The organism is Halanaerobium saccharolyticum subsp. saccharolyticum DSM 6643 (assembly GCF_000350165.1).
Lineage (GTDB): Bacteria > Bacillota > Halanaerobiia > Halanaerobiales > Halanaerobiaceae > Halanaerobium > Halanaerobium saccharolyticum.
The window spans coordinates 247,532-261,151 of sequence record NZ_CAUI01000015.1 but is presented as its reverse complement, the minus strand read 5'-3'; the positions used below and the strand labels follow the sequence as shown (position 1 = coordinate 261,151).

Here is a 13,620-nt window from a genome sequence, read left to right as displayed (position 1 = left end):
TAGAGGCAGCTGGAAACTTTCGGCTGCCAATTTTTTTAGCTGAAGCAAATTATTATTTAAAATCAGATAACAAAGCTTAAAGTTGATTAATTTGCTTATTGATTAAAATGATTATATAATATTATATTGAAGAAAGAAATTGGAGGCAATGAATTGAGAATTTTAGGTATAGATTATGGTAATAAAAGGGTGGGGATTGCTGTTAGTGATTCTTTAGGCTGGACTGCTCAGCCGCTGGCTACACTGCAAATGCATGGTCATCAGGAATTATTAACAGAAATTAAAGAATACATAGAAAAATATAAGGTAGAGAAAATTGTAGTTGGAATGCCCTATAATATGGATGGAACTATGGGGAAAAGAGCAGAAATAACTCAGGCTTTTATTAATTTTTTAAAAAATAATTTGGAGCTTCCAATTATACTTCAAGATGAAAGATTGACAACCAGTCAGGCAAAAAATATTTTGCTGGAGGCTGATGTCAGTCGTAAAGGCAGAAAAAAAGTTATTGATAAACTGGCTGCTTCCTTAATTTTGCAGTCATATTTAGATCAGCAATGATTTTGGTACCAATTTATTGGTACCTGGTTAAAAAGAATTGATTCACAATCAATAAAAATGAAAGGGGTATTATTATGAGTAATGGCAAGTTTTGGATTGATGAGGATAAAAAGGAACTAGTCTTATCAGATGGCAAAGGTGAAAGCCGTTTTTTTATAGAAGATGATCTGGTAATTGATGGGGTTAAATATTTAATAGTTGTTGATGCCAGAGCGGGAGAAAATGCAGATGCAACAGTTATTAAGATTTTAAATGAAGGTGAAGAAGAAATTATAGTTCCAGTTGAAGAAAAAGAAGAATTTGAAAAAGTTCAGGCTGAATATTTAAAAGATGTTGAGTAAACCCAGAACTAATTAAACAGGCAAAATAAAGGCAAAATATTATTAATAAACTAAAGCTCAACAAAGCTTAATGAGAGGAAGTTTTTGAAGTTGAAAAAAGCAGCTTTTATATTTTTGATTTTTATTATAATACTCAGTTTTTCACTGAGGGTCTATTCTTTAATGCAGCCCATAAACGAAGTAGAACCTGTAGATATAATGGTGGAGATAGAAAAAGGGATGAGCGGTCGGGCAATAGCCAATCTTTTAGAAGAAGAGGGAGCAATTAAATCTGCCACTTTTTTCTATCTGCTGCTGCGCCTGCAGGATCTTAATAATCTTCAGGCTGGGTATTATCGTTTTTCAACTTCAGACTCTCCTCAAGCAATAATAGAAAAACTTAAACAAGGCGACGAAGAAAAATTTAAAGTTACAATTCCGGAAGGTTTTACATTAGAAGAAATTTTAAATCGATTTGAAGGACTTGTAATTCCCGAATATGATAAAGAGCTTTTAAGAACAGCAATTAATGAAGAAATTTCAAAATTAGAATTAGAAAAAAATATAAATCAAGCTCAGATTGAATCAGGATTAATTGTAGAGCCGGAAGGAATTATTATTCCAACAACTTATAATTTTCCAATGAGTTTTGAAGAACCAGCTTTAGCTGAATCACTGGTTGATTATTTTAGAGAGCAGCGACTACCTTTATTAAAAGAGGCAGCAGCTGAGAGTGATTATTCAGCTTATGAAATTTTAATAATTGCTTCTTTAATTGAAGAAGAGGGAAAAATTGGAGAAGAAAAGAAAACTATTGCTTCTGTTATCTATAATCGTCTGGCAGAGGGAATGCCTCTGCAGCTAGATGCTACAGTTCAATATGCGCGAGCTGAAAGAACAGAGAGAGTTCTTTATGCTGATTTAGAAATCGATTCTCCTTATAATACCTATAAAATAAATAAACTGCCGCCAACACCAATTGCAAGTCCCGGTGATCTGGCTTTAGAAGCTGCAGTAAATCCAGCCGAGAGTGACTATTTATTCTATTTTGCAAAAGAAGATGGCAGTCATGTTTTTACTAAAAGTTACCAGGAACATCTTAAAAAACAGCGAGAATTAGCAAATTAAATCAATTTATAATCAGCAGTAAATGATTAAATAACAAAGGAAGTAAATTATGAAACTCACTGATATTAACATTAAATTTTCTGAGAATAAATATATTGAGCCTCAATTTAAAAAGATTGAAAATGAATGCAGAGCAGATCACATTCCAATTATTGATCGGGATGCAGCTGATTTATTAAAGCTGCAGCTTAAAATAAAACAGCCCCAAAATATTTTAGAAATTGGTACAGCTTATGGTTTTTCTACCTTAATCTTAGCTAAGGCCAGCCCCAAAAATTCTAAAATAACAGCTGTGGAATCAGATTCGAAGCGAGCTTTTAAAGCAAAAGATAATTTTATTAAATATAATTATCAGTCTAAAATAGATTTAAAAGTTGGCGATGCCTTTGATGTTTTAATGTATTTAAAAAGTGACTATGACTTAATTTTTCTTGATGCTGCCAAAGGGCAGTATTTTTATCTTTTTGAATATATAATGGATCTTTTAGCGCCGGGTGGGCTTTTAATAGCAGATAATGTCTTATATGAAGGTAAAGTTTTAGAAAAAAAAGAACAGAGACCTAAAATCAGAACAATGGTCAACAATTTAAAAAAATATTTAAAACTAATTATGAACCACCCTGAGCTTGATTCAACAATTGTAACTGCAGGTGATGGGATGGCTATTAGCAGGAGGAAAGATATAAATGAATAAAATCGAATTACTGGCACCGGCAGGAAGTCTAGAAAAACTTAAAACTGCCATTTTATTTGGTGCTGATGCTGTATATTGTGGAGGTTTAAACTTTGGTTTAAGAGCTGGAGCCGATAACTTTAGTGTTGCAGAACTGCAGGAGGGCATAGAATTTGCCCATCAGCGTCATAAAAAGGTATATATGACCTTAAATATGATTCCACATAATAAGGAACTGGCTCAACTTCCAGAGTATATAGAAAAAATTAAGGAACTTAACTTAGATGCACTGATAATTTCTGATCCTGGTGTTTTTGCCTTTGTTAAAAAGGAGATGCCTGAGATGGAGATTCATATCAGCACCCAGGCAAATAACGTTAACTGGGCTTCTGCGCTTTTCTGGGCTGAACAGGGTGCCGAAAGAATAATATTAGCCCGCGAGCTAAGTCGAGCTGAAATCAAAGAAATCGCTGCCAAAACTGAAGGTCAGGTGGAACTAGAATATTTTGTTCACGGAGCAATGTGTATTTCTTATTCTGGCCGCTGTTTGCTTAGTAATTACTTTGTTGGTCGGGACGCAAACAAAGGCGATTGTGCTCAGTCCTGCCGCTGGAAATATCATTTAGTAGAAGAACAGAGACCGGGCGAATATTATCCAATCGAAGAAAATGACCAGGGTACTTTTATCATGAACTCCAGAGATTTAAATCTGGCAGAAGAAATACCAGAGTTAATTGAAATTGGTTTAAGTAGTTTAAAAGTTGAAGGTAGAATGAAAAGTGTTCATTATGCTGCAACTGTAATTAATACTTACCGACAGCTAATTGATCAATATTATCAAGACCCAGAAAATTATGAGGCGGACTCTGAACTTTTAGCGGAACTCAGAAAAATTAGTCATCGAGATTATACTAAGGGCTTCTATTATGGCGAACCTGGTTCTGAAGGGCAGCGCTATCAAAGTTCTTCCTATTTAAGAAGTTATGATTTTATGGGAGTAGTTAAAGATTATGATGCTGCTGCCAAAGAAGTAGTGATTGAGGTTAGAAACAAGATATTTAAAGGAGATGAGCTGGAATTTGTAGTTCCCGGTCAGAAGACATTTACCAGCAGAGCTGATTATCTGTTGGATGAAGAGGGAACTGAAATTGAAGCAGCACCACACCCCAAACAGCTGATTAGAGTTCCACTAGAAAATGAAATTCCAAGCGGTTCATTACTGCGCCGGCAAAAGGAGAATTAAGGATGAAGGATACTTTAAAAATAAGATACGAAGTTGATCCTAAAGAAATTAACTATATAGATATGATAATCAAAGCCTATGAGGGAATCGGGAAAGTAAATGTTGATCATGATGCTCCGGGTCAAATTTGGATTGATGTAACTGAAGGAACTAAAAATGAAGTTAAAGAGGTAATGGCTGATTTAGGCCAAAACATTAAAGTTGAATTAATTTCTGAAGAATAGTTTCAAATGCTGATTATCTAAAATCCTCCTCTAAAGCCCGGCATTGATGGGTATTTTAAATTTTGAAAACAAATGTTTCTAAATTGTAAAATAGGAACATTTGACAAGCTGCAATTAATTGTTTATTATTAAGTTGATAATTATAGATAAATACTAATAAGCTTATAAGCAAGTATTGTTTAGTTTGAAGAAAATTAAAGGAGGAAGATTATATTATACATTTTACTATCAGTTTACAACAGGGAGGTAGTTTATAATGCTGAGTAGAAACAAGTTCTTGATCTCGGTGGTTTTACTCCTGATAATGGTGTCTTTTGTCAATCTCAAAGAAGCAGAGGCTCTTGACTTAGATGAATTTGGTAGCAGGACTTTGCAGAGAGGCGACGAGGGAATAGATGTAGCGGTATTACAGCAGAAATTAAAGCAATTAAATTACTACAGTGGAAACATAGATGGAATATATGGTGGTGGAACAGTTGAAGCCGTTAAGAGATTCCAAAGTGAAAATGATCTTAAAGTAGATGGTGTTTTTGGTCAAAGTTCTTTTGATCTAATGCCTGAATTAAAAGCAGAATTAAGTTACAATATCTCAAGAGATGAAATAATATTACTTGCTAGAATTATTCATGGAGAGGCTAGAGGCGAAGACTTTAAAGGTAAGGTTGCTGTTGGTTCGGTTATTTTAAATAGAATCAAAAGTAATCGCTTTCCAAATACGATTAGAGACGTTATTTTGCAGAAGGGACAGTTTAGTAGTTTAATGGATGGACAGGCCAACTATTATCCTGGAGAAGAAGAACTACAGGCAGCAAGAGCTTCTTTATTAGGTTATGATCCAACAATGGGTTCAATATTTTTCTATAATCCAGATATTGCTACAAATACAGCCTGGATATCTCAGAGAAATTTTGTAACTAGAATTGGTGGACATGTATTTTTAAGATAAACTGAAAAATATAATTATAAATAAAAGAATAGCACCTTAACAGGTGCTATTTTTTAAGAGATTGATATCCAATTTTTGTTATTAAGGTAAAAATTTATTTTTGTTTTTCTAATTCTTTCATATTATCCATACATTCACCACAGATAGTCCTACCTTTATATTCTATAGTGTCATCTGCACTACCACAGAATATGCATGCGGGCTCATATTTTTTTAGAATAATTTTTTCTTCGTCAACAAAAATTTCCATAGGATCTTTTTTGTTGATATTCATAGTTTTTCTGAGTTCAATTGGAATTACCATTCTACCCAAATCATCAATTTTGCGGACGATACCAGTAGATTTCATGTTAATTCTCCTTTCTTAGCAAATTTCGACAAAATATTTCTATTTATTACATTATATAATTATTTAGACCCATAGTCAATAGTCAAATGTTATTTTTCTAAGTAAAAAATGGATATTTAAGCGGAAAAATTCAAAAAACTTATTAATTTCTTCCAAGATTTATGATAGAATAGAGATAGTCATCTAAAAAGAGGTGTTATTAATGGAAAAATTAAAAGATAAGTTTAAAAGAAAATTAGCAGAAAATAATTATAAATTAACCAAACAGCGGGAAATTATCTTAGAAACCATTCTAGAAAATAAGAACTGGCATTTTACAGCTGAAGAGCTTTTTGCAGCGGTTAAGAAAAAAGATAGAGATATCGGAATGGCAACAATTTATAGGACTTTAGAGTTAATGCAGAATTTAGATATTGTTCATGTTTTAGACTTTAATGATGATTCTCGCAAATATGAATTATATTTAGAAGAAGCTCATCATCACCACTTAATTTGTAAAAGTTGTGGTAAATTAGTAGAATTTAGTGATCAGGATATTGATTATTTTGAATCAGAGCTTGAAGAAAAGTATGACTTTCAGATTACAGAACATAAATTAAGATTTTATGGGTATTGCAAAGATTGCAAACAAAGAAATTAATTCAAAAAAAGGAATTTATTCGTCTATAGAGAATATTATTAATATAGACGTAAAGAGAGGTAGGTTGAGCTATGGAAGAACCAAAACAGTGTTTAAAAGATTTAATTGTATTTCAGAATCTGGATCCGGACGAACTAGAATTATTATGCGAAAATTCTTATGCTAAACTTTACGAAAAAGATGAGGTTATCTTTTTTGAAAATGATAGTGTAAAAAAACTATACTTTTTAATTAACGGTAAGGTAAAGCTTTCAATGCTTTCTGCTGAAGGCAAGGAAAAAGTCTTGACTATTCTGCAGGAAGGTGATATTTTTGGTGAGCTATCTCTATTTGACGAAGATCCACACCCTCTAACAGCAGAGGTTATGGATGATGCTCGTTTATTGATTATTCCCTGGAATGAAATGGAAAAAAAGATTATTGAAAAGCCCTCATTAGCTATCAAAATTATTGAGGCTCTATCTAAAAAAACTAGACTTTTAACAAGTCAGGTTAGAGAACTAGTATTTCAAGATGCAGCTGGCAGATTAGCAAGCCTTTTATCTAGACTTGCAGAAGATTTTGGTCGCGAAATTGAAGGTGGTACAGTTATTGACTTAGTTTTAACTCATCAGGAGATTGCCAACTTAATTGGATCCTCCCGAGTTACAGTAACTAAACTAATCAATAAGTTTATAGATGAAGGTATGATTACAATCAAAAAAAGAAAAATTATTATAATTGACTTCGAATCACTGGGAGAAAGGCTTCAAACTTTATTTTAAATATAACTGGAGTTAAATATTCCAGTGGTCTGAAATAATACATAACAGACACGCTGGTAGCTTAATTCCGGCGTGTTTTAGCTTTATAAGTTAATAAGAATCTATTTTATAAGATCTTAGGAGGCAGAAGATGAGTATTTTTATACCCGATAGTGAAACAAAGTTATATGGTTTATTAGGTAAAACTTTAAGCCATTCAATTTCTCCATCCCTGCATAATAATGGGTTTAGAGATTTAGGGCTTAATGCAGTATATTTAATGTTAGAAACTAAAGAAAAAAACTTAGAAGAATATATTGATTCCTTAAAAATGATTGGTTTTTCTGGCTGGAATGTGACTATTCCTTATAAAGAAAGTATTATACCTTATTTAAATGGTTTTTCTTCTTTAGCTAGGGCTTCAGGTGCAGTTAATACTGTCTTAAATCGAAGGGGCAGACTTACCGGCTATAATACTGATGTGATTGGATTTCAGCGTCAGCTTGAAGAATCAGGAATTAATGTTAAAGATAAAAGAGCAGTTGTGATTGGAGCTGGTGGAGCAGCTAGAGCAGTTATTGCAGCTTTAATTCAGCTTTCTTTGGCAGATATTACTATAATTAACCGGACAGTAGAAAATGCGGAAGAATTGGCAAAACTTTTTAGAGAAGAGAATTCTGAGCAAAACTTTGATTTCTGCAGTTTGGAAGAGCAGGAATATGCAGAAGTTCTAAAAGCAGCTGATTTGGTAGTTGATACAACTCCGGTTGGGATGTATAGTAATAATATTAAGAATAAAGTTGTTATCAATCCTGAATATTTGCATGAAGATCAGTTAGTAATTGATTTAGTTTATAATCCTTTGAAAACAGAAATTTTAAAAGAAGCAGAAAAAAGAGGAGCTCAGATTGGTAATGGACTGCCAACTTTAATATATCAGGCAGAGGCATCATTTAAACTCTGGACAAAAGAAATGCCGCCCAAGAAAAAATGGTATCAGATAGCTGAAGAAGCAGTGGAGATTATAGAACAAAAAGAACTTGAAGCAGAGGAAGAATAAATAATTAAGTAAGAATTACTCTTTTGGGTAATATACTTTTTAAATTAATAATTTTATAATTAAATTAGAATGAGGATACTTTAAGTTAAATATATAATAGCAAAGCAGTTTAAAGGCTGTGACGCAAAAACATAAGTCTAAGGGATTTCCTATGATAGTTATGTTTACCTCAGGTAAAAATTGCCATAGTGAACTTTTTAATGGCAATTTTTTGCTAAAAAGCTTTAATTTTAAAATAAAATTAAAATTTGATTAAAATTTTGCAGGAATAATATTAGCTATATAGAACTTTATTAATTAAGCAAGGTAATTCTAGATATTTCGACATTATAATATAAAATTTATAGATAGAAAAATAATTAAACTAATTGAGGAGTAAATTATGGGAGCTAAAAGTAAAAAGAAAATTGGTGATTTACTAATTGAGTTTGGTTATATAACTCAAAATGAGTTAGAAGCTGCAATATCTGAGCAGGAAGATATGGATCAGAGATTGGGTGAAGTATTAGAGAAATTAGGTTATGTATCTGAGGAAGAATTGATAGATGTTTTAGAATATCAGCTGGGTATTCCAAGGGTTAATTTGAATAATTATTTATTAAATGCTCACCTTTCTCAATATGTTTCTGAAAATTTAGCTAGACGTCATAATGCAGTCCCTTATGAAATAGAAGATGATCTTTTAAAAGTAGCAATGGAAGATCCAACAGATTTAGTAGCAATTGAAAATATAGAGGTTAATTCCGGTATGAAAATAGAAGTAGCAATTGCAACTCATTCGGAGATTATAAATGCAATTAACCAGGTTTATTCATTAATCGATACTGATACATCTGATATCTTTGATAGTCTTGATCAATATGGAATGAATGAAGAGCCAGAGCTTGATCAGTTAAGACAGATGGTAGAAGATGCACCAATTGTTCGCTTAACCAACTTGATTATAACTCAGGCTATTCACACGAAGGCAAGTGATATTCACATTGAGCCGCTTAGAGGTAGTGTTAGAGTCCGTTACAGAGTTGATGGAGTCCTGCATGAGGAACTTACAATTCCCAAACATTCGCAGGCTGCTTTAATTTCTCGTTTAAAAATTATTGCTGACTTAGATATTACTAAACGCAGAATTCCTCAAGATGGAAGAATTCAGATGAACTTTAAGGGAATGCAGATAGATATGCGGGTCTCGACTCTACCTACAATTTATGGAGAAAAGGTGGTTATCAGACTTTTAAACAGGGATGACAGCCTCTTAAATATAGAAAAGTTAGGTTTTAGTGCAGAAAATAAGGAAAGGTTTAATAGATTGATTAAAAAACCTTATGGAATTTTATTAGCTACCGGACCAACAGGTAGTGGTAAATCTACAACCTTATTTGCGGCTTTAAATGAAATTAATTCACCGACCAAAAATATTGTAACAATTGAGGATCCGGTGGAATATCAGTTAAATGGTCTGAATCAGGTCCATGCTAATAAAAAAGTTGGCCTAACCTTTGCTAATACCCTAAGATCTATTTTAAGACAGGATCCGGATATAGTAATGGTTGGTGAGATCAGAGATGAAGAAACTGCAGAAATTGCAATTAGAGCTGCTTTAACAGGCCACCTGGTTTTAAGTACTTTGCACACAAATGATGCAGTTAGTGCTGTAACTAGATTGATGGATATGGGAATTCCGGGCTATTTAGTGGCTTCAACAGTTATTGGGGTGATTGCCCAGCGTCTTGTTAGAAGACTCTGTCCTAACTGTAAAGAAGGTTATCAACCTGGCCCAGAGGTTAAACAGTTTTTAAATAATAATGTGGATCAGCTTTACCGCCCTTCTCAAGAAAAATGCGAAAGCTGTACTGATGGTTATAAAGGTAGAATTGCTATTCACGAAATTTTAGAGATAGATACTAAGTTAGAAGAAATGATTACAGAAGGAGTCAACGAACCTGAACTTAAGCGTTATGCTAGAGAAAATGGTATGAAAGGATTACTTGAGGATGGTAAGGAAAAACTTCGTCAGGGGATTACCAGCTATAATGAACTGGTAAGTGTTATTCACTAAAATTTAATTTAGAATGGAGGTTTTGCCTGTGGAAGTTATAGAATTGATGAAGGAAATATCAGATAATCCGGCTATTTCTGATCTACATTTAACAGTTAAGAAAAAACCTATTATTCGCTATAATGGAGATCTTCAAGTACGGGAAGAATTTTCAGCTCCGCTAGAAATGGATGAAATAAATAATATCGCCAAAAAATTAATGAATGATGAGCAGTGGAAAATTTTTGTTAGAGATGGTGAGGTTGATTTTTCTTACAGTATACCTGGTTATTGCCGTTTTCGTGTTAATGCTTATCATCAGCGTGGCTCAACATCTATAGCTTTAAGAATAATACCAAGTGAGATTCCAACTATAGATGGATTAGGTTTACCAGATGTTTTAAAAAGACTTTCAATGCAGAGAAATGGACTTGTTTTATGTACAGGACCGACTGGTAGTGGTAAATCGACTACTCTGGCTGCAATGATAGATGTGGTTAATCAAAACAAACAGGCTCACATTATAACTTTAGAGGATCCAATTGAATATCTGCACTCACATAAAAAATGTATTGTGCATCAACGGGAAGTTGGCTCAGATACAATGTCTTTTGCCAATGGTTTGAGAGCTTCTTTGAGACAGGATCCAGATGTTATCCTTGTAGGTGAGATGAGAGATTTAGAGACTATTTCAATTGCTTTAGAAGCTTCAGAAACTGGGCACCTAGTCTTTGCAACACTGCATACTAATGATGCGCCGAGTACTATAGAAAGAATAATCGATGTTTTTCCATCTCATCAGCAGGATCAGGTTAGAGTTCAGCTGGCAACTGCCTTAAATGGTGTTATTTCACAGCAGTTATTGAAAAGAGCAGATGGCAGCAAACGAATAGCGGCATTAGAAATTTTAATTGCTACATCCGCTGTCAAAAACATTATTCGTGAAGGTAAAACCCACCAACTTGTATCTTCAATGCAGACTGGTGCTAAATATGGAATGGTGATGATGGATAATTATCTTGTTGATTTATATCAAAAAGGTTTAATTGAGTATGAAGAAACTATAAAGCGTTCTAATGATCCAGAATATATTAAGAGAAAAATTAGCGGCAGCAGAGACTGAGGAGGTTGAGCTAGATGGCCACACAGTTTGAATATACAGCAAAAAACAAAAACGGAGAAACTGTCAAGGGGGAAATTGAGGCAGAAGATAAATCTTCAATTGCCAGCCAGCTTAGGTCTCAGGGTTATTTTGTTACTGAAATCAAAGAAAAAAGGGCTGCCCGCGATGTAAAAGAAATTTTTAATTTTAGAAAAAAAGTTAAACTAAAAGATCTTGCAATTTTCAGTCAGCAGTTTGCTGCTATGATTGATGCTGGTATTTCTTTAGTTGATGCTCTATTTATTCTGGCTAAACAGACTGAGCATTCAACTCTAAAAGATGTTATTACTAAGGTACAGGAAGATGTGGAAACTGGTATTTCTCTGGCTGATGCCTTTGCTAAACATCCAAAGGTATTTCCAGAATTATATATACAGCTGGTTAGGGCTGGTGAGAGTGGTGGTGTGCTGGATACCATTTTAAATAAGTTGGCAGATCACTTTGACCGCCAGGATGAACTTAACAGCATGGTTAAATCTGCTATGTACTATCCGCTGGTAATTTTAATGGTTGGTATAGCAGTAGTTATTTTCTTAGTTTTACAAGTTGTACCACAATTTGTAGGTATGTTTCAGGATTTTGGAACTCAATTACCATTACCTACAAGGATGTTGTTGGGATTAAGTACTTTTATGCAGGCGTACTGGTGGATGCTGTTATTGGGTACTGTAATTATTATTTTCCTTTTTTCAAGATATCGCAAAACTCCTAAAGGAAAGGAGAGGATGGATCGGCTGATACTAAAAATACCTGTTTTAGGTCCGATGATGAGAAAGGTTTATGTCTCTCGTTTTTCCAGTACTCTGGCTATTTTGCTTGATAGTGGAGTTGATTTACTTTCGTCATTATCTATTGTTGAGGATGTTGTTGGCAACAAGGTTTTTTCTGATATTTTAACAGAGGCAAGGGTAAGAGTAAGAGAAGGTAGTACACTTTCTGAACCTCTTAAAGAAAGTGGAGAATATCCACCGATGTTAGTGCATATGCTGAGTGTAGGTGAGGAAACTGGAGCAGTAGGTGATATGTTAAACAAGGTGTCTAGATTTTATGACAGACAGGTTGAGGCAGCAGTTGACGGTGCAATTTCTCTGATTGAACCGGTTATGATTGTTTTACTTGCTGTAATGGTAGGTTTTGTTGCGATTTCAATTGTAACTCCAATGTTCGATATGTTCCAACAATTTTAAGTAAAGTACTATATCGACAGAATATAAAAGATATGGTATAATTAGTTAAAGTTTTAAAATTTGAAAGGAGAGAATAAAAATGCAAAAAATTAGAAATCTATTTAAACATGAGGATGGTTTTACTTTAATTGAGTTATTAGTTGTTATTGCTGTGTTGGGTATCTTAGCTGCGATTGCTATTCCAAGAATGGGGGGGATTACTGATAGAGCTAAAATATCTGCTGTAGAGGCTAATATGAGAAATGTTAAAAATGGTTTAGAAATGTATTATGCTGATAATGATGCTGAATATCCTACTAGTAGTGACTTAGAAAGTTTAATTGGAGATTTAGAAAAATATATAGAAATGGATTATGCTGATCTGTCTCAATATCTTGATACAAGTAGTACTAGTTATGATATAAGTACAAGTAGTTATGAAATTTCTGTGACTGTGGCTGATACTGACCCTGCTGAAGTATTTACTATTTCATCTGGTTTAATAGCATCACCTTAATTTTTATGGGTAATACAAATAGTTAATATAGAAGGAAGAAATATTTCTTCCTTCTATATTAAATTCATTTATTAAGGAGTTATTATAAATGATATTTTTTTTATATTTTTTAATCTTAGGACTTTTAATAGGTAGTTTCTTAAATGTAATAATTTACAGACTACCAGAAGAAAAATCAATCATTACTCCACCTTCTCACTGTCCTAAATGTGGAACAAGATTAAAAGTTATTGATTTAATACCAGTCTTAAGTTTCTTGTCAACAAGAGGTAAGTGTCGCTACTGTAACACAAAAATATCAATTCAGTATCCTTTAGTAGAACTTTTGACTGGTTTTTTATTTTTAGCTGCTTATCTAAAATTTGGTATATCTATTCAGTTATTCATTTATTTGTTATTAATCTCTGCTTTAATTGCTGTTACTGTTATTGATTATAAATATATGATTATTCCGAATAAAATAACATATCCTTTAATAGTGATTTCTGTATTATCTGCTATTATATTTGATTATCTTACTATTTTTCAATCATTATTAGGAATTGTTATTCCATCTTTATTACTTTTAATTGTAGCCTTTATCTTTAAAGGTGGCATGGGGATGGGTGATGTTAAACTGGTTGCTGCAATAGGAGGATTTATGGGTTGGAGCTATACTTTAGCCGGAATCTTTCTTGGTTCCTTACTTGGTTCTATTATAGGTCTTTCATTGATGGGATTAGGTATTATAGGAAGAAAGACTAGAATTCCTTTTGGTCCATTTATCTGTATTGGGGCAGTAGTTATGATCTTTTTTGGAGATACACTTTTTAATTGGTATATAAATTTATTTTTATAGGAAGTAGGGTAATAA

General features: G+C 33.1%; 16 protein-coding genes and 1 riboswitch. Of the genes, 15 read left to right on the top strand and 1 reads right to left on the bottom strand.

Annotated elements, in window-relative coordinates; genetic code table 11:
• Positions 1-153 precede the first annotated feature (153 nt).
• From ruvX to HSACCH_RS06555, 7 genes are all read left to right on the top strand, one after another.
• Positions 154-561 carry a Holliday junction resolvase RuvX gene (gene ruvX, locus HSACCH_RS06585; RefSeq protein WP_005488751.1) on the top strand — a complete coding sequence of 136 codons (408 nt, stop codon included), beginning with the start codon at positions 154-156 and terminating at the stop codon, positions 559-561.
• 74 nt (positions 562-635) lie between these two features.
• Positions 636-902 (top strand): DUF1292 domain-containing protein, encoded by a 267-nt coding sequence (locus tag HSACCH_RS06580; protein WP_005488750.1) that lies wholly within the window; start codon positions 636-638, stop codon positions 900-902.
• A gap of 84 nt (positions 903-986) precedes the next feature.
• Complete coding sequence (gene mltG, locus HSACCH_RS06575; RefSeq protein ID WP_040477177.1) at positions 987-2,009, top strand: endolytic transglycosylase MltG; 1,023 nt, start codon at positions 987-989, stop codon at positions 2,007-2,009.
• Between the two features lie 49 nt (positions 2,010-2,058).
• On the top strand, positions 2,059-2,703 hold the full coding sequence (locus tag HSACCH_RS06570) for an O-methyltransferase (RefSeq protein ID WP_005488748.1): 645 nt from the start codon (positions 2,059-2,061) through the stop codon (positions 2,701-2,703).
• On the top strand, positions 2,696-3,925 hold the full coding sequence (locus HSACCH_RS06565; RefSeq protein ID WP_005488747.1) for a peptidase U32 family protein: 1,230 nt from the start codon (positions 2,696-2,698) through the stop codon (positions 3,923-3,925). Before HSACCH_RS06570 ends, HSACCH_RS06565 begins: the two co-directional genes overlap by 8 nt.
• 2 nt (positions 3,926-3,927) lie before the next feature.
• A complete protein-coding gene (locus HSACCH_RS06560) occupies positions 3,928-4,149 on the top strand; it encodes a DUF4911 domain-containing protein (protein WP_005488745.1) in 222 nt (73 codons plus the stop codon).
• Between the two features lie 256 nt (positions 4,150-4,405).
• Positions 4,406-5,095 carry a cell wall hydrolase gene (locus HSACCH_RS06555; RefSeq protein WP_005488744.1) on the top strand — a complete coding sequence of 230 codons (690 nt, stop codon included), beginning with the start codon at positions 4,406-4,408 and terminating at the stop codon, positions 5,093-5,095.
• A gap of 94 nt (positions 5,096-5,189) precedes the next feature.
• On the opposite strand, the gene HSACCH_RS06550 is transcribed toward HSACCH_RS06555, so the two are convergent.
• Positions 5,190-5,444: an AbrB/MazE/SpoVT family DNA-binding domain-containing protein gene (locus tag HSACCH_RS06550; RefSeq protein WP_005488743.1), complete on the bottom strand. Its 255-nt coding sequence runs from the start codon at positions 5,442-5,444 to the stop codon at positions 5,190-5,192.
• A gap of 202 nt (positions 5,445-5,646) precedes the next feature.
• On the opposite strand from HSACCH_RS06550, the gene HSACCH_RS06545 reads away from it, so the two are divergent.
• The 8 genes from HSACCH_RS06545 to HSACCH_RS06510 all read left to right on the top strand — a co-directional run bounded on the left by HSACCH_RS06545 (position 5,647) and on the right by HSACCH_RS06510 (position 13,605).
• Positions 5,647-6,084, top strand: a complete 438-nt coding sequence (locus tag HSACCH_RS06545; protein ID WP_005488742.1) for a Fur family transcriptional regulator — start codon at positions 5,647-5,649, stop codon at positions 6,082-6,084.
• A gap of 71 nt (positions 6,085-6,155) precedes the next feature.
• Positions 6,156-6,848 (top strand): Crp/Fnr family transcriptional regulator, encoded by a 693-nt coding sequence (locus HSACCH_RS06540; protein WP_005488740.1) that lies wholly within the window; start codon positions 6,156-6,158, stop codon positions 6,846-6,848.
• A 130-nt stretch (positions 6,849-6,978) separates the two neighbouring features.
• Positions 6,979-7,887, top strand: a complete 909-nt coding sequence (locus HSACCH_RS06535; protein WP_005488739.1) for a shikimate dehydrogenase — start codon at positions 6,979-6,981, stop codon at positions 7,885-7,887.
• An 88-nt stretch (positions 7,888-7,975) separates the two neighbouring features.
• Positions 7,976-8,059, top strand: a riboswitch (cyclic di-GMP riboswitch).
• Between the two features lie 210 nt (positions 8,060-8,269).
• The gene (locus HSACCH_RS06530) at positions 8,270-9,943 is read left to right on the top strand and encodes a GspE/PulE family protein (RefSeq protein WP_005488738.1); all 1,674 of its coding nucleotides are present in this window, start codon (positions 8,270-8,272) and stop codon (positions 9,941-9,943) included.
• Positions 9,944-9,971: 28 nt separating this feature from the next.
• On the top strand, positions 9,972-11,045 hold the full coding sequence (locus HSACCH_RS06525; RefSeq protein ID WP_005488736.1) for a type IV pilus twitching motility protein PilT: 1,074 nt from the start codon (positions 9,972-9,974) through the stop codon (positions 11,043-11,045).
• Between the two features lie 14 nt (positions 11,046-11,059).
• Positions 11,060-12,271, top strand: coding sequence for a type II secretion system F family protein (locus tag HSACCH_RS06520; protein WP_005488735.1), 1,212 nt, complete (start codon positions 11,060-11,062; stop codon positions 12,269-12,271).
• Between the two features lie 79 nt (positions 12,272-12,350).
• The gene (locus HSACCH_RS13585) at positions 12,351-12,767 is read left to right on the top strand and encodes a competence type IV pilus major pilin ComGC (RefSeq protein ID WP_005488734.1); all 417 of its coding nucleotides are present in this window, start codon (positions 12,351-12,353) and stop codon (positions 12,765-12,767) included.
• Positions 12,768-12,855: 88 nt separating this feature from the next.
• The gene (locus HSACCH_RS06510; RefSeq protein ID WP_005488733.1) at positions 12,856-13,605 is read left to right on the top strand and encodes a prepilin peptidase; all 750 of its coding nucleotides are present in this window, start codon (positions 12,856-12,858) and stop codon (positions 13,603-13,605) included.
• Positions 13,606-13,620: the final 15 nt, after the last annotated feature.

Excerpts from the sequence above, each read along its gene's own strand:
- HSACCH_RS06530 (WP_005488738.1), top strand. The coding sequence starts at position 8,270 with ATGGGAGCTAAAAGTAAAAAGAAAATTGGTGATTTACTAATTGAGTTT.
- HSACCH_RS06545 (WP_005488742.1), top strand. The coding sequence starts at position 5,647 with ATGGAAAAATTAAAAGATAAGTTTAAAAGAAAATTAGCAGAAAATAAT.
- HSACCH_RS06570 (WP_005488748.1), top strand. The coding sequence starts at position 2,059 with ATGAAACTCACTGATATTAACATTAAATTTTCTGAGAATAAATATATT.
- HSACCH_RS06565 (WP_005488747.1), top strand. The coding sequence starts at position 2,696 with ATGAATAAAATCGAATTACTGGCACCGGCAGGAAGTCTAGAAAAACTT.
- HSACCH_RS13585 (WP_005488734.1), top strand. The coding sequence starts at position 12,351 with ATGCAAAAAATTAGAAATCTATTTAAACATGAGGATGGTTTTACTTTA.
- HSACCH_RS06535 (WP_005488739.1), top strand. The coding sequence starts at position 6,979 with ATGAGTATTTTTATACCCGATAGTGAAACAAAGTTATATGGTTTATTA.
- HSACCH_RS06580 (WP_005488750.1), top strand. The coding sequence starts at position 636 with ATGAGTAATGGCAAGTTTTGGATTGATGAGGATAAAAAGGAACTAGTC.
- HSACCH_RS06550 (WP_005488743.1), bottom strand. The coding sequence starts at position 5,444 with ATGAAATCTACTGGTATCGTCCGCAAAATTGATGATTTGGGTAGAATG.
- HSACCH_RS06555 (WP_005488744.1), top strand. The coding sequence starts at position 4,406 with ATGCTGAGTAGAAACAAGTTCTTGATCTCGGTGGTTTTACTCCTGATA.
- HSACCH_RS06510 (WP_005488733.1), top strand. The coding sequence starts at position 12,856 with ATGATATTTTTTTTATATTTTTTAATCTTAGGACTTTTAATAGGTAGT.
- HSACCH_RS06560 (WP_005488745.1), top strand. The coding sequence starts at position 3,928 with ATGAAGGATACTTTAAAAATAAGATACGAAGTTGATCCTAAAGAAATT.
- HSACCH_RS06520 (WP_005488735.1), top strand. The coding sequence starts at position 11,060 with ATGGCCACACAGTTTGAATATACAGCAAAAAACAAAAACGGAGAAACT.
- HSACCH_RS06540 (WP_005488740.1), top strand. The coding sequence starts at position 6,156 with ATGGAAGAACCAAAACAGTGTTTAAAAGATTTAATTGTATTTCAGAAT.